The 21,060-nt window shown below is 69.1% G+C and carries 23 protein-coding genes; 11 read left to right on the top strand and 12 right to left on the bottom strand.

What is annotated here, in order from left to right:
• Nucleotides 1-8 precede the first annotated feature (8 nt).
• The gene (locus FCG67_RS07510) at nucleotides 9-608 is read right to left on the bottom strand and encodes a type IV toxin-antitoxin system AbiEi family antitoxin domain-containing protein (protein ID WP_246044919.1); all 600 of its coding nucleotides are present in this window, start codon (nucleotides 606-608) and stop codon (nucleotides 9-11) included.
• Nucleotides 609-763: 155 nt separating this feature from the next.
• On the opposite strand from FCG67_RS07510, the gene FCG67_RS07505 reads away from it, so the two are divergent.
• Nucleotides 764-1,471, top strand: a complete 708-nt coding sequence (locus FCG67_RS07505) for an LmeA family phospholipid-binding protein (protein ID WP_136909047.1) — start codon at nucleotides 764-766, stop codon at nucleotides 1,469-1,471.
• Nucleotides 1,472-1,505: 34 nt separating this feature from the next.
• Here the strand turns inward: FCG67_RS07505 and deoC are convergent, their stop codons facing one another.
• Entirely contained in the window at nucleotides 1,506-2,177 is a 672-nt protein-coding gene (gene deoC / locus FCG67_RS07500) for a deoxyribose-phosphate aldolase (protein WP_136908596.1), read from the bottom strand.
• 80 nt (nucleotides 2,178-2,257) lie between these two features.
• On the opposite strand from deoC, the gene FCG67_RS07495 reads away from it, so the two are divergent.
• The 3 genes from FCG67_RS07495 to purU are packed head-to-tail and all read left to right on the top strand — an operon-like array spanning nucleotide 2,258 to nucleotide 4,584.
• Entirely contained in the window at nucleotides 2,258-2,791 is a 534-nt protein-coding gene (locus FCG67_RS07495; RefSeq protein WP_136908594.1) for a GNAT family N-acetyltransferase, read from the top strand.
• 51 nt (nucleotides 2,792-2,842) lie between these two features.
• On the top strand, nucleotides 2,843-3,673 hold the full coding sequence (locus FCG67_RS07490) for a class I SAM-dependent methyltransferase (RefSeq protein ID WP_136908592.1): 831 nt from the start codon (nucleotides 2,843-2,845) through the stop codon (nucleotides 3,671-3,673).
• A gap of 23 nt (nucleotides 3,674-3,696) precedes the next feature.
• Nucleotides 3,697-4,584 carry a formyltetrahydrofolate deformylase gene (gene purU / locus FCG67_RS07485; protein ID WP_136908590.1) on the top strand — a complete coding sequence of 296 codons (888 nt, stop codon included), beginning with the start codon at nucleotides 3,697-3,699 and terminating at the stop codon, nucleotides 4,582-4,584.
• 49 nt (nucleotides 4,585-4,633) lie between these two features.
• Here purU and FCG67_RS07480 read toward each other — a convergent pair whose 3' ends face one another.
• The 6 genes from FCG67_RS07480 to FCG67_RS07455 form a co-directional block, all read right to left on the bottom strand.
• The gene (locus FCG67_RS07480; protein ID WP_246044918.1) at nucleotides 4,634-5,662 is read right to left on the bottom strand and encodes an alpha/beta fold hydrolase; all 1,029 of its coding nucleotides are present in this window, start codon (nucleotides 5,660-5,662) and stop codon (nucleotides 4,634-4,636) included.
• Between the two features lie 97 nt (nucleotides 5,663-5,759).
• Nucleotides 5,760-6,695 (bottom strand): AurF N-oxygenase family protein, encoded by a 936-nt coding sequence (locus FCG67_RS07475; protein ID WP_136908586.1) that lies wholly within the window; start codon nucleotides 6,693-6,695, stop codon nucleotides 5,760-5,762.
• A gap of 155 nt (nucleotides 6,696-6,850) precedes the next feature.
• The gene (locus FCG67_RS07470) at nucleotides 6,851-7,141 is read right to left on the bottom strand and encodes a DUF2516 family protein (RefSeq protein ID WP_027501186.1); all 291 of its coding nucleotides are present in this window, start codon (nucleotides 7,139-7,141) and stop codon (nucleotides 6,851-6,853) included.
• Nucleotides 7,142-7,215: 74 nt separating this feature from the next.
• Nucleotides 7,216-8,010, bottom strand: coding sequence for a heparin-binding hemagglutinin (locus FCG67_RS07465; protein ID WP_136908585.1), 795 nt, complete (start codon nucleotides 8,008-8,010; stop codon nucleotides 7,216-7,218).
• On the bottom strand, nucleotides 8,007-8,435 hold the full coding sequence (locus tag FCG67_RS07460; protein WP_136909045.1) for a helix-turn-helix domain-containing protein: 429 nt from the start codon (nucleotides 8,433-8,435) through the stop codon (nucleotides 8,007-8,009). Before FCG67_RS07460 ends, FCG67_RS07465 begins: the two co-directional genes overlap by 4 nt.
• Nucleotides 8,436-8,518: 83 nt before the next feature.
• Nucleotides 8,519-9,790 (bottom strand): DUF445 domain-containing protein, encoded by a 1,272-nt coding sequence (locus tag FCG67_RS07455; RefSeq protein ID WP_136908583.1) that lies wholly within the window; start codon nucleotides 9,788-9,790, stop codon nucleotides 8,519-8,521.
• Between the two features lie 142 nt (nucleotides 9,791-9,932).
• Between FCG67_RS07455 and FCG67_RS07450 the strand changes: the two genes are divergently transcribed.
• The 6 genes from FCG67_RS07450 (at nucleotide 9,933) to FCG67_RS25540 (ending at nucleotide 16,710) form a co-directional block, all read left to right on the top strand.
• Nucleotides 9,933-10,658 (top strand): TetR/AcrR family transcriptional regulator, encoded by a 726-nt coding sequence (locus FCG67_RS07450; protein ID WP_246044952.1) that lies wholly within the window; start codon nucleotides 9,933-9,935, stop codon nucleotides 10,656-10,658.
• A 40-nt stretch (nucleotides 10,659-10,698) separates the two neighbouring features.
• A complete protein-coding gene (locus FCG67_RS07445) occupies nucleotides 10,699-11,049 on the top strand; it encodes a DUF4873 domain-containing protein (RefSeq protein WP_136908579.1) in 351 nt (116 codons plus the stop codon).
• Nucleotides 11,050-11,095: 46 nt separating this feature from the next.
• Complete coding sequence (locus FCG67_RS07440; RefSeq protein ID WP_136908577.1) at nucleotides 11,096-12,052, top strand: LysR family transcriptional regulator; 957 nt, start codon at nucleotides 11,096-11,098, stop codon at nucleotides 12,050-12,052.
• Between the two features lie 130 nt (nucleotides 12,053-12,182).
• Nucleotides 12,183-13,646 carry a glycoside hydrolase family 5 protein gene (locus FCG67_RS07435; RefSeq protein ID WP_425467809.1) on the top strand — a complete coding sequence of 488 codons (1,464 nt, stop codon included), beginning with the start codon at nucleotides 12,183-12,185 and terminating at the stop codon, nucleotides 13,644-13,646.
• A gap of 763 nt (nucleotides 13,647-14,409) precedes the next feature.
• A complete protein-coding gene (locus FCG67_RS07430) occupies nucleotides 14,410-15,129 on the top strand; it encodes a hypothetical protein (RefSeq protein WP_136908573.1) in 720 nt (239 codons plus the stop codon).
• 111 nt (nucleotides 15,130-15,240) lie between these two features.
• Complete coding sequence (locus tag FCG67_RS25540; protein WP_136908571.1) at nucleotides 15,241-16,710, top strand: Ig-like domain-containing protein; 1,470 nt, start codon at nucleotides 15,241-15,243, stop codon at nucleotides 16,708-16,710.
• A 91-nt stretch (nucleotides 16,711-16,801) separates the two neighbouring features.
• On the opposite strand, the gene FCG67_RS07420 is transcribed toward FCG67_RS25540, so the two are convergent.
• The 3 genes from FCG67_RS07420 to FCG67_RS07410 form a co-directional block, all read right to left on the bottom strand.
• On the bottom strand, nucleotides 16,802-17,431 hold the full coding sequence (locus FCG67_RS07420) for a TetR/AcrR family transcriptional regulator (protein ID WP_169310467.1): 630 nt from the start codon (nucleotides 17,429-17,431) through the stop codon (nucleotides 16,802-16,804).
• Between the two features lie 8 nt (nucleotides 17,432-17,439).
• A complete protein-coding gene (locus tag FCG67_RS07415; protein WP_169310466.1) occupies nucleotides 17,440-18,144 on the bottom strand; it encodes a TetR/AcrR family transcriptional regulator in 705 nt (234 codons plus the stop codon).
• 120 nt (nucleotides 18,145-18,264) lie between these two features.
• Nucleotides 18,265-19,785, bottom strand: a complete 1,521-nt coding sequence (locus FCG67_RS07410; protein WP_136908565.1) for a flavin-containing monooxygenase — start codon at nucleotides 19,783-19,785, stop codon at nucleotides 18,265-18,267.
• 130 nt (nucleotides 19,786-19,915) lie between these two features.
• On the opposite strand from FCG67_RS07410, the gene FCG67_RS07405 reads away from it, so the two are divergent.
• Nucleotides 19,916-20,785 (top strand): polyphosphate kinase 2 family protein, encoded by an 870-nt coding sequence (locus FCG67_RS07405; protein WP_136908563.1) that lies wholly within the window; start codon nucleotides 19,916-19,918, stop codon nucleotides 20,783-20,785.
• 18 nt (nucleotides 20,786-20,803) lie between these two features.
• On the opposite strand, the gene FCG67_RS07400 is transcribed toward FCG67_RS07405, so the two are convergent.
• Nucleotides 20,804-21,025, bottom strand: a complete 222-nt coding sequence (locus FCG67_RS07400; protein WP_077043489.1) for a hypothetical protein — start codon at nucleotides 21,023-21,025, stop codon at nucleotides 20,804-20,806.
• Nucleotides 21,026-21,060 lie beyond the last annotated feature (35 nt).

Genomic DNA, 21,060 nt, shown 5'->3' with positions numbered 1-21,060 from the left:
GGGCGCGGTCAGGCCCAGGCGGCCAGCGCCCGGCCGACCCGGCGTTCGACCCGGACCGACTGCCCCGCCGTGCCCGCCTCGAGCGTCGCCCGGTCGAGCCTGCCGATGGCCATCGCGTCGCCGACCACCTCGTCGAGTACCCACTGCGAGACCCCGCCCTCGGCCAGGTCGAGCACCGTCCGCAGCGGGGTGGTGATCAGGAAGGCGCCGGTGTGTTCGCAGTCGGCGGGCCCCAGGTCGGCGCGGTGCACCGCGACCCGGTCGGTCCGGACGTGCACGGGCGCGCCTGCGGTCACGTGCAGGAACTGCGGGTGCAGGTGACCGAGGCCGTACAGCTCGGCCGCGCTCTGATGCGAGACGACTGCCCCCTGTAACTGGACACACCGCCTGGCCACGTCCTCCAGGTCGGTGTGCGGCCACGGCGACAACCGGAACAGGTCCCTGTCGACGCGTTCCCACGCGCCCCCGCCGAGCGCGCTGCCGATCTCCCCCGGCGAAAAGCCGAGCGTGCGCGCCTGTCCGGCGGTGAAATACCCGGCCTGTTCGAGCGCGCACTCGAACAGGCCCCGCTCGCGCTCCTCGTGGCGCCGCACGACCCCGTCGTCCATGACGTCACAGTACGTGCGACTGTGGCATGGATCACAGGGAATTCTCGCAGCGCGTTCTCAGATCCCCCACAGACTTCTGGGGAAGAATCCATGCAATGGCCTCCCCCGCGAACACTTCGTACCGGTCCACGAACTCCGGACCGAAGCGCAACCGCATGCTGCTGATCGTGCTGATCGTGATCGCCGCGCTGGTCGCGGTCCTGATCTCGGCCGAGCTCTACGTACGGCACAACGTCAAGCAGTGCATGGCCCAGCAGCTCGAGAGCGAGCTCGGCTCCCAGGTCGACGTCGGGTTGAGCTGGAAGCCGGTGCTGCTGCAGGCGGTCGACAAGAACGTCCCCTACATCACGGTCACCAGCGACGACTCCAGCTTCGGCCCCGCCAAGGACATGCACGTCACGGCGAAGGTCAACGACATCGAGCTGACCGACACGGGCGGCGGCACGATCGGCAGTTCCACCGCAGACGTGGACTGGTCCACCGCCGGCATCCTCGCGACCATCCAGGCCCAGCCCTTCGGCCAGCTGGTCTCCGGCGTGACCGCCGACCCGACCGCGGGCACACTGTCGTTCCAGGTCATCGGGCTCGCGGAGCTGACCGTCCGGCCGCAGGTCGTGGACGGAAAGGTCGACATCGAGACCGTCGAGGCCTCGGTCCTCGGTCTAGGGCTGCCCACCGACCTGGTCAGCGGCATCGTCGACGTGCTCGGCGACAGCCTGCAGACGCTCCCGCTCGGGATGTCGGCGACGTCGCTGACCATCACCGACGGTGGACTGCAGATGTCGATGGCAGGCGGCGCCTACACGATGCCGGAGGCCTCCCCCGAGTCGCAGGCCACGGGCGGCGGCTGCTCCCTGCTGTGATCCGCCCTCGCGGTGGCCGGGTGGCGGGTTCGCGCTATCCGGCCGCCGCGAACCCGTCCAGCACGGCCCGGGTACCGGACAGGCCCAGCCTGGTCGCGCCCGCCTCGATCATCTCCCGCGCGGCGTCCGCGGTCCTGATCCCGCCGCTCGCCTTGACGCCGAGCCTGCCGCCGACGGCGCCCGCCATCAACCGCACCGCGGCCGCGGTGGCACCGCCTGCCGGGTGGAAGCCCGTCGAGGTCTTGACGAAGTTCGCCCCGGCCAGCTCGGCGGCCCGGCAGCACTCGACGATCGCCTCGTCGGACAGCGCCGCGGTCTCGAGGATCACCTTGAGCACTGTGCCGTCGCCGATCCCCTCCCGCACCGTGAGGATGTCTGCGAGCACCGCGTTGTAGTCGCCCGCGACCGCCGCGCCCACATCGATCACCATGTCGATCTCCCTCGCACCCTGCTCCACCGCGAGCCGCGCCTCCGCCCCCTTGATCAGGGAATGATGCTTGCCCGACGGGAAGCCGGCGACGGCGGCGACGGTCAGCCCCTCGGCCCGTACCGGCAGCATCGACGGCGACACGCAGATGGCGTACACGCCGAGGTCGCGGGCCTCCGCGATCAGCGCGTCGACATCGGCGGGCGTGGCCTCCGGCTTGAGCAGGGTGTGGTCGACCATCTGGGCGACCCGGTCTCGGGTCAGCGGGGCGTCAGGCATACCGAAGAGCTTGGCACAGCGCGGTATCCGCGCGGGGAATCCGGTTGCGGCCGCGATCCGCGGCGTTGCACACTGCCGGGATGCTGATCAGACGCGAGCGACCCGATGACGTCGAGGCCATCGCGGCCGTGCACCGCGCCGCGTTCGCCGAGCACGATCCCGGCGGGGCGCCCCAGCCCGTGGGCGAACCGATGGAGGTCGGGCTGATCGCGAGGTTGCGGGCGTCCGAGGCGTGGCTGCCCGCGCTGGCCCTGGTCGCCGAGATCGACGGCGAGGTCCGCGGCCACGTCTGCCTGACCAGGGCCACCGTCGCCGGTCGGCCCGCGCTCGCGCTCGGTCCGATCGGGGTGCCGCCCGAACACCAAGGTCTCGGGATCGGCGCCGCATTGATGCACGCCGTCCTCGGGGCGGCGGACGCACTCGACGAACCGCTGGTCGCCCTCCTCGGACACCTCGACTACTACCCGCGGTTCGGGTTCGTTCCCGGGTCCACGCTGGCCGTCGACCCCGGCGTCCCGGACTGGGTCTCCCACTTCCAGGTTCGGCCGCTGTCGGCCTACACCCCTGACCTCGCGGGCGAATTCCGTTACGCGGAGCCGTTCTACGAGGAGTGAGCGCGCGGTGACACGTTCCATAATGTGAACCGTCGCGGCTACCGTGTCGGTATGAGCTCCGACGAGCTGGCCGCCGTGTTCAACGCAGGCGCGGCCGAGTTCACCTGGCTGACCCCGCAGATCTGGGGACCGGCCGGTCAGGCATTGACCTTCCAGTTGCGGCTGCGGCCGGGCGACGCGGTGCTCGACGTGTGTTGCGGCGCAGGCGCCTCGGCGCTGCCCGCGGCCGCCGCCGTGGGTCCGGACGGCCTGGTACACGCCGTCGACCTCGCGGACGACCTGTTGGAGGAGGGCAGGCTGCTGGCGTCCGACCGCGCCCTGCAGAACATCGACTTCGTGCACGCCGACGCCACGGAATGGGAGCCGCCGAGCACGGTCCCCGAGGCCGGTTACGACGCGTTGGCCAGCTCCTACGGGGTGTTCTTCCTCCCACACATGGACGAGACGGTGAACCGGCTGGTGAACCTGGTCCGCCCCGGCGGCAAGGTCGGCGTCACGTCCTGGCGGCGCGGCGCCCTCGAGGACTACGCCGGGGCCTACTTCGACGCGGTCGGGCGGCACGTGCCGGGCTTCGACGTCGGCGCCCGCGACAAGCGCGACGACCCTCTCGAAAAGCTGAACACCGCCGGCGCGCTGAGCGCCTGGCTCACCGGTTTCGGCACCTCCGCCGTCGAGATCAACGAACTGTCCAACTGGCTGCCCGCCACCCCCGAGCTGGCATGGGGACTGGTGCTGGGCAGCGTGCTGCGCGGCACCCTGGCCGGCCTCGCCCCCGGCACCGTCGAAGCGATCCGGCTCGAGTTCCTGGAGCTGCTCACCGAACGCGACATCGAGACGCTCGACCTGGGCACGCTGGTCGCCACGGCAGTCGTCGACCGCTGACCGGTACCTGCGACACTGGGTCCATGAGCTCGCCTACCACCGACGACGACCGCCGTTTCGTGCTCTCGCTCGGCACCCCGGACCGCACCGGCATCGTTGCCCGGATCTCCACGTTCCTCGCCGAGGTCGGCGGATCCATCGTCGAGGCCGCGTACCACGCGGACGCCGACAGTGGCTGGTTCTTCACCCGACAGGCCGTGAGCGCCTCCTCGATCGACATGAGCATCGGCGAGCTCCGCACGGCGTTCGCCGCGGTCGCCGCCGAGCTCGGCCCCGAGACCGAGTGGACGCTGCAGGATTCGTCCGAGCGCAAGCGCGTCGTGCTGCTGGTGAGCAAGGAGGCACACTGCCTGCACGACCTGCTCGGCCGCGCCGCGGGCGGCGAGCTGCCCGCGGACATCTGCGCGGTCATCGGCAACCACATGGACCTGGCGTCCGTCGTGGAGGCGCACGGGCTGACGTTCCATTACGTGCCGTTCCCGAAGGACCCGGCCGAGCGGGGCCCGGCGTTCAACCGGGTCCGCGAACTGGTCGACGCCCACGACCCGCACGCGGTGGTGCTTGCCCGCTTCATGCAGGTGCTGCCCGCCGAGCTGTGCGAGCACTGGGCGGGGCGCGCGCTCAACATCCACCACAGCTTCCTGCCGTCCTTCGTCGGCGCCAGGCCCTACCACCAGGCGTTCGCGCGGGGCGTGAAGCTGATCGGCGCGACCTGCCACTATGTGACAGCCGAGCTGGACGCCGGCCCGATCATCGAGCAGGACGTGATCCGGGTCGACCACGCCGACGAGGTCCGCGACATGGTGCGCCAGGGCCGCGACATCGAGAAGCTGGTGCTCGCCCGTGGCCTGCGCTGGCACCTGGAGGACCGGGTGCTCGTGCACGGCCGCAAGACCGTCGTCTTCAGCTAGGCGCTCCGCGCCCGTGAGTCCTTGTGGTCCCGCTGCGGGCCAGAAGGACTCACAGTCGGGCGAGGCGGCGGATCTCGTCGTTGACCGGGCCGGGGGCCTCGACGGTGCTCATGTGGCCGATCGCGGGCAGCCGGATCAGGCGCTGCAGGTGCCCGGCCTCGTCCAGGACGTCCGAGATCCGGCGCGAATGCGACTGCGGGGTGAGCCGATCGGCGGTCCCGACCAGCACGGTGGTCGGTACCTGCAGGTTCTCCAGCGCGGCGCGGATGTCGAGCATGCTCAGCGCGGCGCCCCAGCCGCCGCGTGTGCGGCCGTGACAGTCGAGCACGATCCGGGTGCAGAACGCGACCTCCTCGCGCGTGGACCCGGGCGCCATCGCCGCGTACTGGATGACCCGGCGGGTGGCGGGCATATCGACCCGCACCGAGCTGCGCCAGCCGAGGAGCACCCGGCCCACCGGCGGCGGGATCGTCGGCAGCCGCTGCGAGAGCGGGATCAGCGTGGACTCGGCGACCAGGCTGTCGGTGGCGGTGCTCGCGAGCATCACCGCGCGGGCCTTCGCCCGGACGTGCTCCGGGTACTTTCCGGCCCACGACATGATGCTCATGCCACCCATGCTGTGGCCGACCACGACGGCCTTCTTGTCGCCGGTCACGGTGGCCTCGAGCACCGCGGCCAGGTCGTCGGCCAGCAGGTCGGTGCTGAGCGGGTTGCGGCCGAGCTCGGTACGCCCGTGCCCCCGCTGGTCGTAGGTGATGACGCGGAAGTCGTCGGCGAGCGCGTTGATCTGCGGGTACCAGTAGGCGGTCGAGCAGGTCCAGCCGTGGCTGAGCACGATGGGCTGCGCCTCGGGATCGCCGTAGGCGACAACGTGGATCGGGTGCCCGTCGGCCGAGGTGACGGAGATCGTCTCGGGCCGGTGTACGGGATCGCTCAGCGCGGGATTCGGCTCGGCCACAAAGGTGGCGCTCGACCTGGTCCGCCGGGAGCGCACGACCGCGCCAACACCGATGATCGCCGCTCCGGCCGCCGCTCCGACGAGGATCCGTCGCTTCGAACCCCGTGACTGTGCCGTCACCTGTCCACCTCCGTGATGTGCTGTTCGTTGTCGATTGGGAAGCCGCCCTGCCCGGACGTCACACGGTGCCATGCGTCGCGCCGGGGTCTCGGTGGCGCTAGATGATGTGCGCCCGGCGCAGCAGGAGCTTCGACGGCCCGCCGATCAACCCGACCTCGCTCAGGAATTCGACGGTCTTCGCGCTGCCCTCGCGGAGCATGTCGTGGTAGTGCTTGTTCGCCTTCGCTGCCGCGCGGGCTCGCTCGGGGTCCAGCCCCGCGGCCTCGTACACCCTGTCGTTGACCAGGCTGGTGACGATGAAGTAGGCGGTCACTCCGAGCACCAACCGGATCCGCGCCCTGGTGAACCAGGAGATGCCGTCGGCCCGCCGGACGGTCTCCTCGCGGGCGAACTTGATGTGCCGCGCCTCCTCGAGGACGTGGATCTTGCTCACCGTCCTGGTGATCGGCTGCACCCGCTCGTCCTTCATGAAGTCGCGCTGCATCATGTCGAGGATCTCCTCGGCGAACAGCGTGCCTCCGTAGGCGAGCGAACCCGACGCCGTCGCCTTGAAGGCGCGCGCCGACTCTCGGATCCACCGCTTGGGCCGGTAGGAAGGGACGCCGAAACGCTGCGCCGACCTGGCGAACATCGTCGAGTGCCTGCACTCGTCGGCGATCTCGGTGAGCGCGAACTGCACGTGCGGCTCGGACGGGTCGTGGCTGTAGATATCGCGCAGCAGCATCTGCATGAGGATCATCTCGAACCAGATCCCGGTGCCGGCGACGCTCGCGGCCTCGTGCTTGGTGAGCGTGATCCGCTGGTCCTCGGTCATCGACTCCCAGAGGTCGGTGCCGTAGAGGCTGGACCATTCCGGTGTCATGCCGTAGAGGCCCGCCGGAATGGGCGCCTCCCAGTCGACCTCGACGAGCGGGTCGTAGGACTTCCTGGCCGCCGAGGCCAGTAGGCGGCTCGCCGTGTCCTGCCGCTCCCCCGCCCTGGCCAGGCGGGATCCGGACCTGTTCACGGCCTTGCGTACGTGAATGATCGACATCGCCACTCCTCGGCATCGGATCCGGTGACGCGCGCCGGTATCGACTTACCTCAAGAATGCGTGGCGGGAATGACCGTTGTCAAGGGTTATATGTAACTGATATTCGCAGACAATTTGGGGTTCACGGTCGGCGCCCCCAACGCGAGGGCGACCGACTACCAGCGCGGTCCGCGCTGGACCTCGTCCACCCGCGGCCGCACGTCGACCAGGTACACGCAGATCGCCACGACCGCGATCATCCAGAAGAGCATTCCGAAGGGAAGCAGCAGCACCAGCAGCGCGACCAGCAGGATGCCCAGCCAGATCGGCTTGCTCAGCTTGTCGACCGCGGTGAAGGCGTCGGTGCGCTGCCGGATCGCGTGGAAGACCGCGAAAACGCCCGCCGCGATGGCGGCGAGCTGGAGCGCGAGCATGATCAGGCCGGTGAGGCCGTTGACGGTCGGCATACATCCATCCTACGAGTTCGGCCCCCGCACACCGTGATGCGCGGGGGCCGAACTCGATTGAGCTGTGCGAACCGTCAGCTGGTGGCCTTCTTGGCCGGAGCCTTCTTGGCCGGAGCCTTGGCCGCGGTCGCTGCGGGCTTCGGGGCAGCCGGCTTGGCCGGAGCCTTCTTGGCCGGAGCCTTCTTCACGGGCGCCTTGGTGGCGGCCGTGTCGACCTTGGCCGCGGCCGTCTTGGTGGTGGACTCGGCCTTCTCGCCCGCGCCGACGAAGCGGCTGGCGACGCTCTCGCCCGCCTCCGTCACGGCGTCGCTGACCTCGTCGGCGACGTCGCTGATGCGCTCCGCGGCGCGGCCGGCCAGCTTGGCGGCCTGCTCGCCGACGGCCCGGGTCTGACGGGCGACGGTGCCGAGGGCCTCCTCGGTGAGGGTGGCGGCATCGCCGAGCACCGACTCGGCGCGCTCGATGCCCTCTTCGACGCCGGGCTGCTTGCGCAGGCGCTCGACGGTCTCCTCGCCCCGCTCGGCGAGCGAGGTGTAGATGTCGGACGCGACCTTCAGGTACGCCTCGGCGACCTTGCGCAGCTCCTCGGCGGTGAACTTCTCGCGCAGCTCGGCGAGCTCCTCGGGCAGCTCGGACGGCAGGCCGGCGAGCCGCTCACGGAGGCTCTCGACGCCCTCGGTGAGGTCGTCCGTCAGCTTCTCGAAGCGCTCGCGGGCGGCGTCGACCGTGAGGGCCTCGTCACCGTTGGCGGTGGCGCGCGAACGCACCTGGGCGACGACGTCGGCAACGGCCTGGACGACCACGTCGCCCGCACCGACTGCGGCGTACAACGGGGTCTTCACGCTGTCGAGACCTTTGAGTTCAGTCATTCCTGGTTCTCCTTTTCGGGCTGGGGGTCGAGGCGCGGATTGTTCTCGCGCCGAAACGATTCGTAGATTTCAAGGAGGACCTGCTTCTGTCGCTCCGTGACGGAGGTATCGGAGAGCAGGGCGTCCCGCACCGGACTGGCTGGGCGATCTTCGAGAAATCCAGCCCGCATGTAGAGCACCTCCGCGGACACGCGGAGTCCCTTCGCGATCTGCCCGAGCACCTCTGCCGAGGGCTTGCGCAACCCACGCTCGATCTGACTCAGGTAGGGGTTGCTGACGTTGGTGAGTTGCGAGAGCTGCCGCAACGACACCTGCGCCGCCTCCCGCTGCGACTTGATGAAGCTGCCGATGTCCTGTGCCGCTGAGCTGACCACCCGCGCGGCCACGTCACCGGCACTGTCGCCAGTGGGCGTTTCGTCGGACATCACACTCCCTACCTGGTGGGTGAATCCCACGGTACGGGAGCGTGCTAACTATTGCAAGCACTCTTGTTAGCAGTGCACTTCGATCAGGTGAACAACAGTTGCGAGACGGTGTGGATGGTCAGTCCGGCGAGCGCACCGACCACGGTGCCGTTGATCCGGATGAACTGCAGATCCCGCCCGACCTGCAGCTCGATCTTGCGGCTGGCCTCCTCCGCGTCCCAGCGCGCCACCGTGTCGGTGATGACGCCGGTGATCTCCTCCGTGTAGTTCGCGGCGATGTAGCGCGCCCCGCTGTCGAGCCAGCCGTCGACCTTGGCACGCAGTTCGGCATCGTCGCGCACCCGCTCCCCCAGCCGGATCACGGTGTCGCGGATCTTGGCCCGCAGCGTGCTGTTCGGGTCGTCGACGGACTCGAGGATCATCCGCTTGGCCACCTTCCACGCCGCCTCAGCGGCCCCGGTGACCTCCTTGCGGCCCATGATCTCCGCCTTGACCTTCTCGGCCTTGGCCATGGTCGCCGGGTCATTCTGCAGGTCGTTCGCGAAGTCGACGAGGAAGCGGTTGGCGGCCAGCCGGACCTCGTGCTCCGGGTTCGAGCGCACCTTCCAGGTGAACTCCACCAGCTCCTTGTAGATCTTCTCGCCGAGCAGCGCGTCGACGAACTTCGGCGACCAGGCCGGACTGTCCCGGTCGATGATCCGGTCGATCGTGTCCTGGCTACCGAGCGCCCATTGATGGGCCCGCTCCGCGAGCAGGTCGAGCAGCGGCAGCTGTCGGTTCTCCTTGATCAACTCCGCGAGCACCTTGCCGATCGGCGGCCCCCATGCCGGCTCGGCGAGCCTGCGGACGATCGTGCTGTCGATGATCTGCTGGACGTCCTCGTCGCGGAGCACCGAGACGAACCCGCGCAGGATCGTCGCCGTCTCCGCGGCCACCCGCGTCGCGTGCGGCGGCTCGGCCAGCCAGGTACCGACCCGCAGCGGGACCTGCGCGGCCTGCACCTTCTGCGACACGACGTCGGGTGCGAGGAAGTTCTGCCCGACGAAGCTGCTCAGGTTCGAGCCGAGCTGGTCCTTCTTCTTCTTGATGATCGCGGTGTGCGGGATCGGCAGCCCGAGCGGATGCCGGAACAGCGCCGTCACGGCGAACCAGTCCGCCAGCGCGCCGACCATGCCCGCCTCGGACGCGGCCCGGACATAGCCGACCCACTCCGGCGCGCCCTTGGTCTCCTGCCAGCGGGCCACCAGGTACACCACTGTGGCCAGGACGAGGAACCCCGTGGCGAGGGCCTTCATCCGGCGGAGGTCACGCTTCTTGGCGGCGTCATCGACGGTGAGCAACTGCACCAGGCCCATTCTGCCGAATCTCCGGGCCACGCCGGGTCAATCGTCGGCTCCTACTCGAACCCCCGCCTAAACTGTGCAGGAGATCAACCGAACGGATGTGGCGAACCCAGTGCCCAAGAACTCAGTGCCAACAGCACAGGACCCCGATCAGATCGAGGCCGCGACCAAGCCCGAGAAATCCGAGGAGGCGGCCAAGCCCGAGAAGCCGGACGGCCGCAAGCGGCGGTGGCGCGAACACAAGATCGCGCGCCGCGAGGAACTGGTCGACGGCACGATCGCGGCTATCCGGGTGCGCGGGCGCGACATCGGCATGGACGAGATCGCATCCGAGATCGGCGTCTCCAAGACCGTCCTGTACCGGTACTTCAACGACAAGAACGACCTGACCAGCGCCACCATGATGCGCTATGTCGAGACGGTGCTCGCGCCGCGGATGTACGCCGCCATCGGCAGCGACATGGACGAGTACGAGCTGGCGCGGATGGCGATCACCGCGTACGTCGAGACCGTCGCCGAAGACCCGGAGGTCTACCTCTACGTGATGGCGAACAGCGCGGGCGGCAACCGCGATGTCGTCGCCGAATCGGAGCGGATGATCGCCGAACTGCTCTCCGCCGTACTCGGCGAACGGTTGCGCCTGATGGAGATGGATTCCGGCGGGTCGCTGCCGTGGGCCTACGGGATCGTCGGCGCCGTGCAGCTCGCCACCCACTGGTGGATCTCCAACAAGTCGATGACCGCGGAGAACCTGATCGACTACCTGACGATGATGACCTGGGGCGGGATCACCGGGATCGCGGAGGTCGCAGGCTCTCCCGCGCGCTTCAACGCCAATCCGCACCCGCTGCTCCGCGGGGACGCCGCCGAGGGCCTCTGAACGGCCTTGTGTTACCCGAGGTAACAGGTATCCTGGCGGGGTGAGCGACTTCGGCGCCGAGACCGGCGAGGACCACGACGAACCGGACGGGTACTCCGGCAGGGCGCTGGTCACCGTCGGCGCGCACCCCACCCTCGCGCTGGACGTCCAGCTGGTCGGCCATTTCGAGCCGATCAGTGGTCGCTACCTCTGGCAGGGCCGGGTCCGCCGGCTCGCGGAGTCGATGCCCGACGGCGCGACGGTCGGGCCAGGAGCGGAGCTGGAGATCGAGACCCCCGAGGGCTCGGGCATCGCGACGGTGTCCTCGATCGACCTCTGGGGCAGCCACATGATCGAGGGCCGGTCGGGCAGGCCGTTCGCCGCAATGGAGGACACCGAAGGCCTGCTCTGACCGTTCCCGCCTGTTCCGTGGTCCGGCCGACCTACACTCTTGCGCCATGGAGCTGCAGACCCGCCAGCTGAGGTACTTCGTCGCCGTCGCCGAGGAGCTGAATTTCACCCGCGCATCCCAGCGCCTGCACATCGCGCAGCAGGCGCTGAGTGCGCAGATCAAGCAGCTGGAGCAGGACCTGGACGTGATCCTGCTGACGCGGACCACCCGCAGCGTGACCTTGACCGCGGCAGGCGCCGCGTTCCTCGAGGATGCGAGTGCGGTGCTGGCGGCCATGGACGCCGCGGCCGAGCGGGCCCGCTCGATGCAGCGCAGTGAGCGTGCCCGCCTGGTGTTGGGCTTCCTCGAGGGTGCGGCGCTGATTCTGACCGAGCCGATCCTCTCGGCCTTCCGCACCCGCCATCCCGGCGTCACGGTCGAGATGCGTCAGTTCAACTACGACGACCCGTCGGCCGGCCTCGCGGACCGGTCGGTGGACGTCGCGTTCGTGCGGCGCCCGATCTCCACGGACGGCATCGACTTCGTCCCCCTGTTCGACGAACCGCTCATGGTGGGGCTCCGCGCCGACCATCCGCTCGCCGATCGCACCGCGGTCCATGCGAGCGAGCTCCTCGCCGAGCCCATGCTCGGGGCGGCCTGCACCGATCCGGTGTGGAACGCATTCTGGGAACTCGATGCGCATCGAAATGGCATTCCCGCTCAGCTCATCTCCCGCTCGACCACATTGCTGGAGGAGTATCAGAAGGTGGCGGCCGGGGTCGGAATCGTGGTGACGGCCGCCGCGGCCCGCTGGGTCCCCTTTCCCGGGGTGGCGCTGGTACCGATCGTCGACGCCGCCCGCAACGAGGTGGCGGTGGCACGCCACCGAGACAACCATTCGGCGCTGGTGTGCTCGTTCATCGACACCGCTCGACGGGTGCGTGACGCCCGCCCCGACCTCGTCGCAAAGCTGAGCGAACCCGATTTCGTGGACCGCACGATGCCGACGTTCATCCCGTACTGACAAGCGCAGCTTGTGAATCCGTAGCGAACGGGTGTTTCCGTTCGACGTTCCCCGACCCTAGGGTTCCTGGGACGTCCAAACGTCGCACGATGAAGGGTGGAGAATGAGCTGGTCACGGGGCCGAGTCCTACTGCGCATCGTGACTGCCCCGGTGATCGTTGCCGCCGCCGCGGCGCTGCAGGTACCCGCTCAGGCCGCCGCCACCCCCGCGAGCGACTGGACCCTGCCCCGGTTGACCGTGACCGACGGCTCCATCTCCGACGTGACCGGGCGGACCGTCCTGCTGCGCGGGGCAAACGTCAATCAGCTCAACGACTACGCCCAGAACGATCCCGCGATCCCGGCAACCGCACCCCTCGACCGCGCCGACTTCGCCCGCATGGCGACGCTCGGCTTCAACGTCGTACGACTCGACCTCGCGTGGTCGGCCCTCGAACCCACCCCCGGCGCGTTCGACATGGCCTACGTGGCCCGGATTCGCGAGGCCGTCAAAGATGCCAAGGACCACGGCATCTACACGGTGCTCGACATGCACCAGGACGCCTGGGGCAAGGCCGTCGGCACACCGCCTGGCGTGGCCTGCCCTGCGCCGCTCAAGCCCGGCGTCGGGTGGGACGGCGCCCCGGCCTGGGCCACCCTCACCGACGGATGGAGCACCTGCACCCTCGGCGGGATCCGCGAGACCTCCCCCGCCGTCGCGCGCTCGTTCCAGAACTTCTACGACGACACCCAGGGCATCCAGGGCCACCTCGTCAACACCTGGGCACGACTGGCCGCCGAATTCAAGGCTGAACCCGCGGTCGTCGGCTACGACCTGCTCAACGAGCCCAACCCCGGCCTGCGCGACCCCATCACCGCAGCCGACCAGATCGGCCGGTACTACCAGCGCGCGATCGCGGCGATCCGCCAGGCCGAGCAGGGTGGGTTCGCGCACCTGGTGTTCTTCGAGCCGAGCGCGATCTGGTCCGCAATCGGCGTCGACGCGCTGCCGCCGCCGCACTATGTGAACGATCCTCTCGTGGTGTTCGCGCCCCACCTGTACAGCGGCTCGATCAACGTGAGCAGCGAGATCCCCTCGATCGAGGACGGCTTCCGGCTCGCGCTCGACAGTGCCGCGCGATACAGAGCACCTCTGTGGACCGGCGAGTGGGGCTGGTTCGGCGAACCTGCCGCCGACGCCGACCAGGTCGACCGATTCGTCGACGCGATGAACAAGCACCGGATCGGCGGGGCCTGGTGGTCCTGGACCCAGGCCTGCGGTGACCCGCACGCAGTCCGCGACGGCAACACCCACAAGCCTCAAGGCAACCTGAACAAGATCGACTGCCCCTCGGGCACGCAACTCGGCCTGGTCGAGGGATTCGCCCGCCCCCTCTCGCGCGCCTACCCGCGGGCCGCCCCCGGCAACCTCGCGGAGGTGACCGCGACCGGGTTCGCAGGCACCGGCACCGGACGCCTCGAGGCCTGGTACCCCGGCACCGAACGCCCCGACCTCGACACCACCGGCGTCACCGATCTCGACCTCACCCAGATCGACGGAGGGTGGCGCCTGACCGGGAACACCGCGGGCGCATATCGGGTGACCCAACACTGAATAACGTCGTACGGAACCGGCGAGAGTAACGCGCAGGTTTCCCGCTCCGATAGAATCACGGGCCGGAATCCAGCAACGTGGAACGGCAGAAAAGCCAATCCATCACCGGGGCCCGGAGAACACTTCATGAATTCCAAACCCCAGCCAGAGAACAATGCCCGAACCCTTTATCCGATGGAGAGCATTGACGTTGTCGGCGATCAACACAGCGCGGATTCCCCGGGCCACGATAGAGGAAATCTAGGCCTCTGAGCTGTATCGATGCTGGGCAAATGGCATCTTGGCGGCGCCATCCCACATCGAGAGAGTATCGATTCCGGTCAGCATTCGTGGGGCCAGACAGGCCCCCTGCAACACCGATTGAAACCGCGACTGATTTCGTCTAACGTTCCGCCCCCACAAAGGTGGTCGACGTGGTAGAAATTGTCGCGGCCGCAACTGCAACCTGGTTGCGGCCGCAGCATTTCAGGAAATCAAGTTCAAGGAGAAATCAATGGGAACCCTCTTCACGGTGCTCGGCGCAATCGGAAGCACCATCTCGATCGCGACCTTCATGCAGTCGCTGAGCTGACGGCTCGGGGCCGGTGCGCTCCCGAGGTGCACCGGCCCCTTTGACCGCCACGCAGGCGGTCGCCATCAGGTCCTGCCCCGGCACTCCCGGGGTGGGCGCTCCGGAAAAAGCGACGCCGGGACAGGCCCTGCGTCGGGCAGAGTACGCGGCCACCACCCTGTCGTGACCGCAACAGCGAGAACTAGGGAGAACATGTCTTCGAACACCGTCCGCCGCATCGCCGCCCTCGCGGCCGCCACCGCCCTCCCCGCCGGTCTGCTCATGGCAGGCGCCGGAGCGGGCGTCGCGAGCGCCGCCGACCCGGCCTGCGTCCAGTCCAGCCACGACACCAAGAACGACTGGAGCACCGTGTGGATCACCCACACCTACGACAAGACCGTCTCGGCGGCCGAGGTCGCCGCAGGCACCAACGTCACCTACAAGATCGTCGTCGGCACCACCAGCATCGGTAACCCGTACGTCAACTCCATCACCGACTACCCGCCGGCCGGCTTCGGCGCCCCGGTCTCCGCGAAGGTCACGGCATACCACTTCGCCCAGGGGCAGGTCACCGAGGACGTCACCCCGCAAACCAGTGGCGACGGCGGCTGGAGCATGAACAGCACCGGATGGTTCGTCAACTCCGGCAACCCGGTCACCGCCGAGATCACCTACAAGGTGCCGGACAACACCGCGGCAGGCACGAAGGTCACCAGCGGCGGCATCGGCGTCGGCGGCACCGTCGGCGTCGGGACCGGCAAGCCCGGCCTCACCTCGTGCTTCAACGTGCGCGCCAAGAACCCGGGCGAGGCCGTCCTCGGCAGCGCTGACGGCGCAGGCGCAGGCTCCGCCGAAGGCCAGCTGAGCTCCACCGGCTCGATCAGCGATGTCCTGGGCGACACCATCACCCGCGTCATCAACAACGGCAGCTAGACCACGTGTGCTCGGCGCCGCGACCGCCGCGGCGCCGAGCACACCGCCACCACACCCCCCACGCTGCGGCCTCGATGTCGACGGTCGCGCACTAGCTACCGAAGGACCACCATGACATCACGAGAGATCACCCGCGGCGTCGCCGCAGGCGCGGCAACAACACTGGCCATCGGTGCACTGGCCTTCCTCGGCGCGGGCGTCGCAGGCGCGGCCCCGGCGTCGATCACCTGGGACGACGGCAGCTCCCGGTTCACCCGGACCGTCAGCAACACCTCCCCCGCGGTTGGCGACACCATCACCGTGACGACGAAGTTCGACCGGACCAGCTGGGTCGACGAGTTCATCTACAACGTCAAGGACCGGCACCCGTCCTGCCTGACCTACGTCCCCGGCTCCGCGAAGATGGGCGGCTCCCCGACCAACACGGACGACGTCAACGCCGACGAGGGCAACGGCACCGGCTACGTCCGCTCCTCCTGGGGCGTCACGTCCTGGGTGGTCCAGAATCGTCCGGGCTTCCATGCATCGCCGGAGTACAGCGTCGACTACAAGGTCGGCCCGAACTGCCCCCGCGGCGTCGCTCTGACGACCGGCATGGACTACGGCGGATCGCTCGGCAGCGGCGGCTACGGCAACAAGGGCCCGTCGATCAACATGGCCAAGACCGCCACCACCACCACCCTCAGCCCCGTCACCGGTGCCCGCGTCGGCGTGCCGAGCAACCTCACCGCCAACGTCACCGGCGGCGCGGCGGGCGACACCATCGAATTCAAGGACGGCACCGCCCCGATCGGCACCGCCACCCTCGACGGCGCGGGCACCGCGACCCTCGCCTGGACCCCGACAGTCCGGGGCGGCCACACCCTGACCGCCAGCTTCGCCGGCACCGCGTTCGCCAACGCGTCCCAGTCCGCGCCGATCACGGTGCAGGTCGCCGAGCAGAACGCCACCTCCACCGTCGCGATCGCGCCGATCACCGGCGCGCAGGTCGGCCGCGCCTCCACCATCACCGCCACGGTCAACCCGGCAGCGGCAGGCGGCACCGTCGAAATCCGCGACGGCGCAGCCTCCCTCGCCACCCTGCCGGTCGGCGCCGACGGCAAGGTCACCTACCAGTGGGTGCCCGCCGCGGCAGGCGCGCACTCCCTCACCGCCACCTTCTCCGGCCGTGACGGCGTCGTCGGGTCGAACACCACCGCATCGGTGAACGTGGCCGAGGCACCCGCCAACAACACCGACTCGACCACCACGCTCAACCCGGTCGGCGCGGCCGCCGTCGGCACGGCCACCACCCTGACGGCGAAGGTCAACCCCGCCAACGCCGGCGGCACCGTCACCTTCAAGGACGGCGGCACGGTCATCGGCACCGGCACGGTCGGCGCCGACGGGACCGCCACCGCCGCGTGGACCCCGGCCACCGCAGGCCAGCGCACCATCACCGCCGAGTACTCGGGTGCAGGCACCGTCAACGCGTCCTCCGACCAGGAATCGGTGATCGTGGGACCGGGCAACGGCACCGGCGGACCCGGAACCGGCACAGGCAGCGACGCCGGCAGCCTCGGCTCGCTCTTCGGCTCCTGACAACCGACGCACCGTGAAGGGGCTGTCCCCGGCCACATCGGCCGGGGACAGCCCCTTTTTCACAACCCAACCACCGGCAAGACCAACAGCGTCATGGCCGGGCCACAACGGGCCCGCCGATGCCCGAGCGCAGGAAATCGACGAGCGGCGCCGCGAGATCCTCCGCCGTCGCGGGCCCGTGCAGAGGGAACACCGCCGAGGCGAGCAGGATCGAGCCCATCGCCTCGCCTGCGACCCCGAGGTCAACGGCGCCGGGCAGATCTCCGCTCCGCACCCCGGACGCGAGGAACTCCGCCGCGACGTCACCGAACTCTCCGAACACCCCGAGCAGCCGGTCGATCAGGACCGGATCGATCGACGGCGCCTCGAACACCACGAAGCGGATCAGTTCCGGCTCCTGCCGCACCAGCTCGTGCAGGCGATCGACGATGCGCCGGTATCGGTCGAAGAACTCGTCGAGGTCAGCCGACCGTCCGAGCGCGTCGTCGACGATCCGCTCCCTGATCAGTTCGAAACCGTGGTCCACGACCGCATCCAGCACGTCTCGCTTGCTGGTGAAGTAGTTGTAGAAGGTGCCGTGGCCGACGCCGAGCGCGGCCACGATGTCGGCGACACCGCAGTTCGCGTAGCCGTCCGCCACGAACACCTGCGCGGCCGCGTGAACCAGCTCGCGACGCCGCTCCGCGCTGCGCCCGCCCGTGACCCGGTCGTCGGCACCCACCCCGTGGGTCACCTCGCCTGCCCGTCCGTGCCCGGCCGGCACAGGCCGAACGACACCAGCGCGACGATCGTGTCGGTGTACCGCGCCCGGTCGGCGGCACATTGGCCCACGCGCAGTCCGCGCAGGAGACCGGGCCAGGTCAGGGCGATGATCGAATGTCCGACCGCGTTCGGGTCCAGATCCTTGCGCAGCCAGCCGCCCAATATCCCGTGCTCGAGCACCTCCGCGACCAGCCCGGCCAACACCTGCTCGCCGCGCATCACCCGCCTGCCGAGCTCGTCCTCGATCGCGCTGGCCTCGACCATCAGGAGCTTGAGGACATTCGGGGAGTCCTCGACCAGTCCGAACAGCGCGTCCGCGAGGTCCCGAATCCGGGCGATCAGCGATTCCAGCGTCTCCGGCGGCTCGAGCAGCGCGGGCGCATCGACGACGTCGATCAGTTCCCGCAGGCAGCGCTCCATCACCTGATCGAGGATCTCGCGCTTGCTGTCGAAGTACCGGTACACGGTGCCGAGGCCCACGCCCGCGCGCTTGGCCACCTGCGCGGCGGTCGTCGCCTCGTAGCCACGCTCGGCGAATTCCTCGATCGCCGAGGACACGATCTGCTCGCGTCTGGTCGCGGACAGCCCCGGCTGCGGTGGCCGTCCGCGTCGGGCGGGCCCCTCCTCGAGCACTGCGACGAGCGGCACCGCATCGCTGGGCGTCGACGGCAAGCCTGGCTCCTTCGGCATCGCGGACTCGGGAACTCACGACAATGCGCCCGCATCGGCGGGCGCATTTCATGGATCGGTCGGTGACCGATCCATGATCAGGATATTACCAACCGCCGGGCCTCAGCCGGTGGTCTCGGCGACCTCCACGGCGGTCGCCGCGGCGGTCCCGACCAGCTCGAAATCGGAGGGGGCGAGCCTGCGGGTGCGCAACCAGTACTGCCAGGTGAACCCGGGCCAGATGGTGCGATTGACGCCCTTGGCATCGAGGTACCAGCTGTTGCACCCGCCGTTGGTCCACACGCCCCTGGACAGCTTGGCCTGGATGTCCTCGTTGAATCGATCCTGGACCTCGGGCCGCACCGCGACCGCCTCCGCGGCGCTGCCGTCGACGAGTGCCATCGCCGCCAGCACGTATCGAATCTGCTGCTCGATCATGAACACCACCGAGTTGTGCCCGAGGCCGGTGTTGGGGCCGAGCAGGAAGAAGGCGTTCGGGTAGCCAGCCACGGTGATCCCGAGGTGCGTCTGGATGCCGTGCTCGTTCCAGTACGGCACCAGTTCCCGCCCGCCGACGCCCGCGAGGTTCACGCTGTCGAACCCGTCGGTCACGTGGAAGCCGGTCGCGAAGATGATGGCGTCCGCCTCGCGAACGGCGCCGTCCCCGGCCACGATGCCCGACTCGGTGACCCTCTCGATGCCCTCGGTGATGATCTCCACGTTGGGCTTGGCCAGCGCCGGGTAGTAGTCGCTCGACCCCAGGATGCGCTTGCACCCGATCCGGTACTCGGGCGTGAGCTTCCGCCGCAGCACCGGGTCGGCGATGCTGCGCGCGATGTTCTTCTTCGCGATCTTCTCCAGCGGCCGCATCAGATTCGAGTGGCCGTTGAGACCGATCGCCAACGATTCCGACGCCCAGTAGATGCCGTTGCGGAATGCCCTCCTGACCGGCGGCACCAGGTCGAAGACCCGGCGCAGGCGCGTGCCGATCGAGAGGTTCTTGCGGGGCACCACCCACGCCGGGGTGCGCTGATAGAGCTGCAGCTCGGCCACCGCGTCGACGATCTCGGGCACGAACTGGACGGCGCTGGCGCCGGTGCCGATCACCGCGACCCGCTTGCCGGTGAGGTCGTAGTCGTGGTCCCACCGGGCGGAGTGGAACGCGACACCGCCGAAGTCCCCCATGCCGGGCAGGTCCGGGACGTTCGGGACGTGCAGCGCACCGACACCGGCGACGAGGTACTGCGCGACGTACTCGTCGCCCTCCTCGGTGCGGACGTGCCAGCGGTTCTCGGCCTCGTCCCAGTACCCGCCGTCGACGGTGCGACCGAAATGGGTCTTGGCACGCAGCCCGTACTTGTCGGCGAGCCCTCGCAGGTAGTCGAAGATCTCCGCCTGCCCGGACCACAGCTCGGACCAGCCGGGGTTCGGCTCGAAGGAGAACGAGTACATGTGCGAGGGCACATCGCAGGCACAGCCGGGGTAGGTGTTCTCCCGCCAGGTGCCGCCGACCTCATCGGCCTTCTCGAGAATGACGAAGTCCGGGCGGCCGGCCTTCAGCAGCTGGATCGCCATGCCCATCCCGGAGAAACCCGCGCCGATGATGAGCACCCGGGACCGATGCTGCTGCGTCTGCGATGCCATGTCCGACCTCGACTCTCCGGTACCTATCGTCAGGTTAACCCCGCGTGACGGCGCTCACCATTGCGCTGCTGGGCCGAAACGCCGCAGGCGGAGCGGCCCGAACCCGCCGCACCCTGACTACAGTCACGACATGGCCAAGCTTCCGAAGAAACCGGTCGACAACTGGGAGATCCCCCCGGTCGAGGCGCTGCGGGCGACGCCGGACACTCGGGTCGCCGACATCGTCACGAAGGGCACCCCCGGCTTCGCCGGCGACAAGGCGCTGGGCGAGCGACTGCTCGAGGAACGCGGCGCCCGCCTGTCTGCCCTCCAGGAGTTGCTGTACGCCAACGGACGCTCCGGCGACACCCGCTCGGTGCTGCTGGTGCTGCAGGGCATGGACACCGCGGGCAAGGGCGGGATGCTCCGGCACGTGATCGGCCACGTGGACCCGCAGGGCGTCGACCACGCCTCCTTCGGGGTCCCGACCGCCGAGGAGAAGCGCCACGACTACCTGTGGCGCATCCGCAAGGCCCTGCCCCGCAACGGACAGCTCGGCGTCTTCGACCGGTCCCACTACGAGGACGTGCTGGTGGTGCGGGTGCACAACCTGGTGCCGCCGGAGGTGTGGGAGCCGCGCTACGAGGAGATCAACACGTTCGAGCGGGAGCTGGTCGAGTCCGGTACGACGATCGTCAAGGTGGCGATGTTCGTGTCGCTGGACGAGCAGAAGTCCCGCCTGGCCGAACGGCTGGAGCGGCCCGACAAGTACTGGAAGTTCAACCCGGGCGACATCACCGAGCGCGGCTTCTGGCCGGAATATCAGAAGGCGTACCAGGCCATGCTCGACCGGACCTCCACCGAGCACGCGCCGTGGCACGTGGTGCCCTGCGACCGCAAGTGGTACAGCAGGCTGGCCGTCACCGAACTGCTCATCGACGCACTCGAGAAGCTCGATCTGGACTGGCCACCCGCCGATTTCGACATCGATGTGGAGAAGGCCCGGCTCGCCGAGTCCTGAGCACCGAATCCGTCTGACTCAGGGGAAGTGCGGCGTGTCCCGGCCCAGCTTGTGGTCGTGGTGGATGGTGCCGCCCACCACGGCCACGGCCGTCGTGATCACGACGACCAGTGCCGACCCTGCGACGATGGCCCAGCCGGGGTGACCGGACCCCGCCGCCACCAGGAACATCCCCAGGGTGAGCGCGGTGAGCAGGACGCAGCCGAAGCCGACCCACCCGGCGAAAATGTTCAGACTCATCGCTGGCTCCTCTCGGCCGGCGGCGTCACCGTTTG

The sequence above is a fragment of the Rhodococcus oryzae genome (genome assembly GCF_005049235.1).
Lineage (GTDB): Bacteria > Actinomycetota > Actinomycetes > Mycobacteriales > Mycobacteriaceae > Rhodococcus_G > Rhodococcus_G oryzae.
The sequence above is the reverse complement of the archived record's forward strand: the minus strand, read 5'-3'. Positions and strand labels throughout refer to the sequence as shown.

Coding starts and splice junctions, on each gene's coding strand:
- FCG67_RS07430 (WP_136908573.1), top strand. CDS start 14,410: ATGTCTTCGAACACCGTCCGCCGCATCGCCGCCCTCGCGGCCGCCACC.
- deoC (WP_136908596.1), bottom strand. CDS start 2,177: ATGCCTGACGCCCCGCTGACCCGAGACCGGGTCGCCCAGATGGTCGAC.
- FCG67_RS07440 (WP_136908577.1), top strand. CDS start 11,096: ATGGAGCTGCAGACCCGCCAGCTGAGGTACTTCGTCGCCGTCGCCGAG.
- purU (WP_136908590.1), top strand. CDS start 3,697: ATGAGCTCGCCTACCACCGACGACGACCGCCGTTTCGTGCTCTCGCTC.
- FCG67_RS07505 (WP_136909047.1), top strand. CDS start 764: ATGCTGCTGATCGTGCTGATCGTGATCGCCGCGCTGGTCGCGGTCCTG.
- FCG67_RS07465 (WP_136908585.1), bottom strand. CDS start 8,010: ATGACTGAACTCAAAGGTCTCGACAGCGTGAAGACCCCGTTGTACGCC.
- FCG67_RS07460 (WP_136909045.1), bottom strand. CDS start 8,435: ATGTCCGACGAAACGCCCACTGGCGACAGTGCCGGTGACGTGGCCGCG.
- FCG67_RS07410 (WP_136908565.1), bottom strand. CDS start 19,785: ATGGCATCGCAGACGCAGCAGCATCGGTCCCGGGTGCTCATCATCGGC.
- FCG67_RS07455 (WP_136908583.1), bottom strand. CDS start 9,790: ATGGGCCTGGTGCAGTTGCTCACCGTCGATGACGCCGCCAAGAAGCGT.
- FCG67_RS07490 (WP_136908592.1), top strand. CDS start 2,843: ATGAGCTCCGACGAGCTGGCCGCCGTGTTCAACGCAGGCGCGGCCGAG.
- FCG67_RS07475 (WP_136908586.1), bottom strand. CDS start 6,695: ATGTCGATCATTCACGTACGCAAGGCCGTGAACAGGTCCGGATCCCGC.
- FCG67_RS07510 (WP_246044919.1), bottom strand. CDS start 608: ATGGACGACGGGGTCGTGCGGCGCCACGAGGAGCGCGAGCGGGGCCTG.
- FCG67_RS07495 (WP_136908594.1), top strand. CDS start 2,258: ATGCTGATCAGACGCGAGCGACCCGATGACGTCGAGGCCATCGCGGCC.
- FCG67_RS07400 (WP_077043489.1), bottom strand. CDS start 21,025: ATGAGTCTGAACATTTTCGCCGGGTGGGTCGGCTTCGGCTGCGTCCTG.
- FCG67_RS25540 (WP_136908571.1), top strand. CDS start 15,241: ATGACATCACGAGAGATCACCCGCGGCGTCGCCGCAGGCGCGGCAACA.
- FCG67_RS07470 (WP_027501186.1), bottom strand. CDS start 7,141: ATGCCGACCGTCAACGGCCTCACCGGCCTGATCATGCTCGCGCTCCAG.
- FCG67_RS07405 (WP_136908563.1), top strand. CDS start 19,916: ATGGCCAAGCTTCCGAAGAAACCGGTCGACAACTGGGAGATCCCCCCG.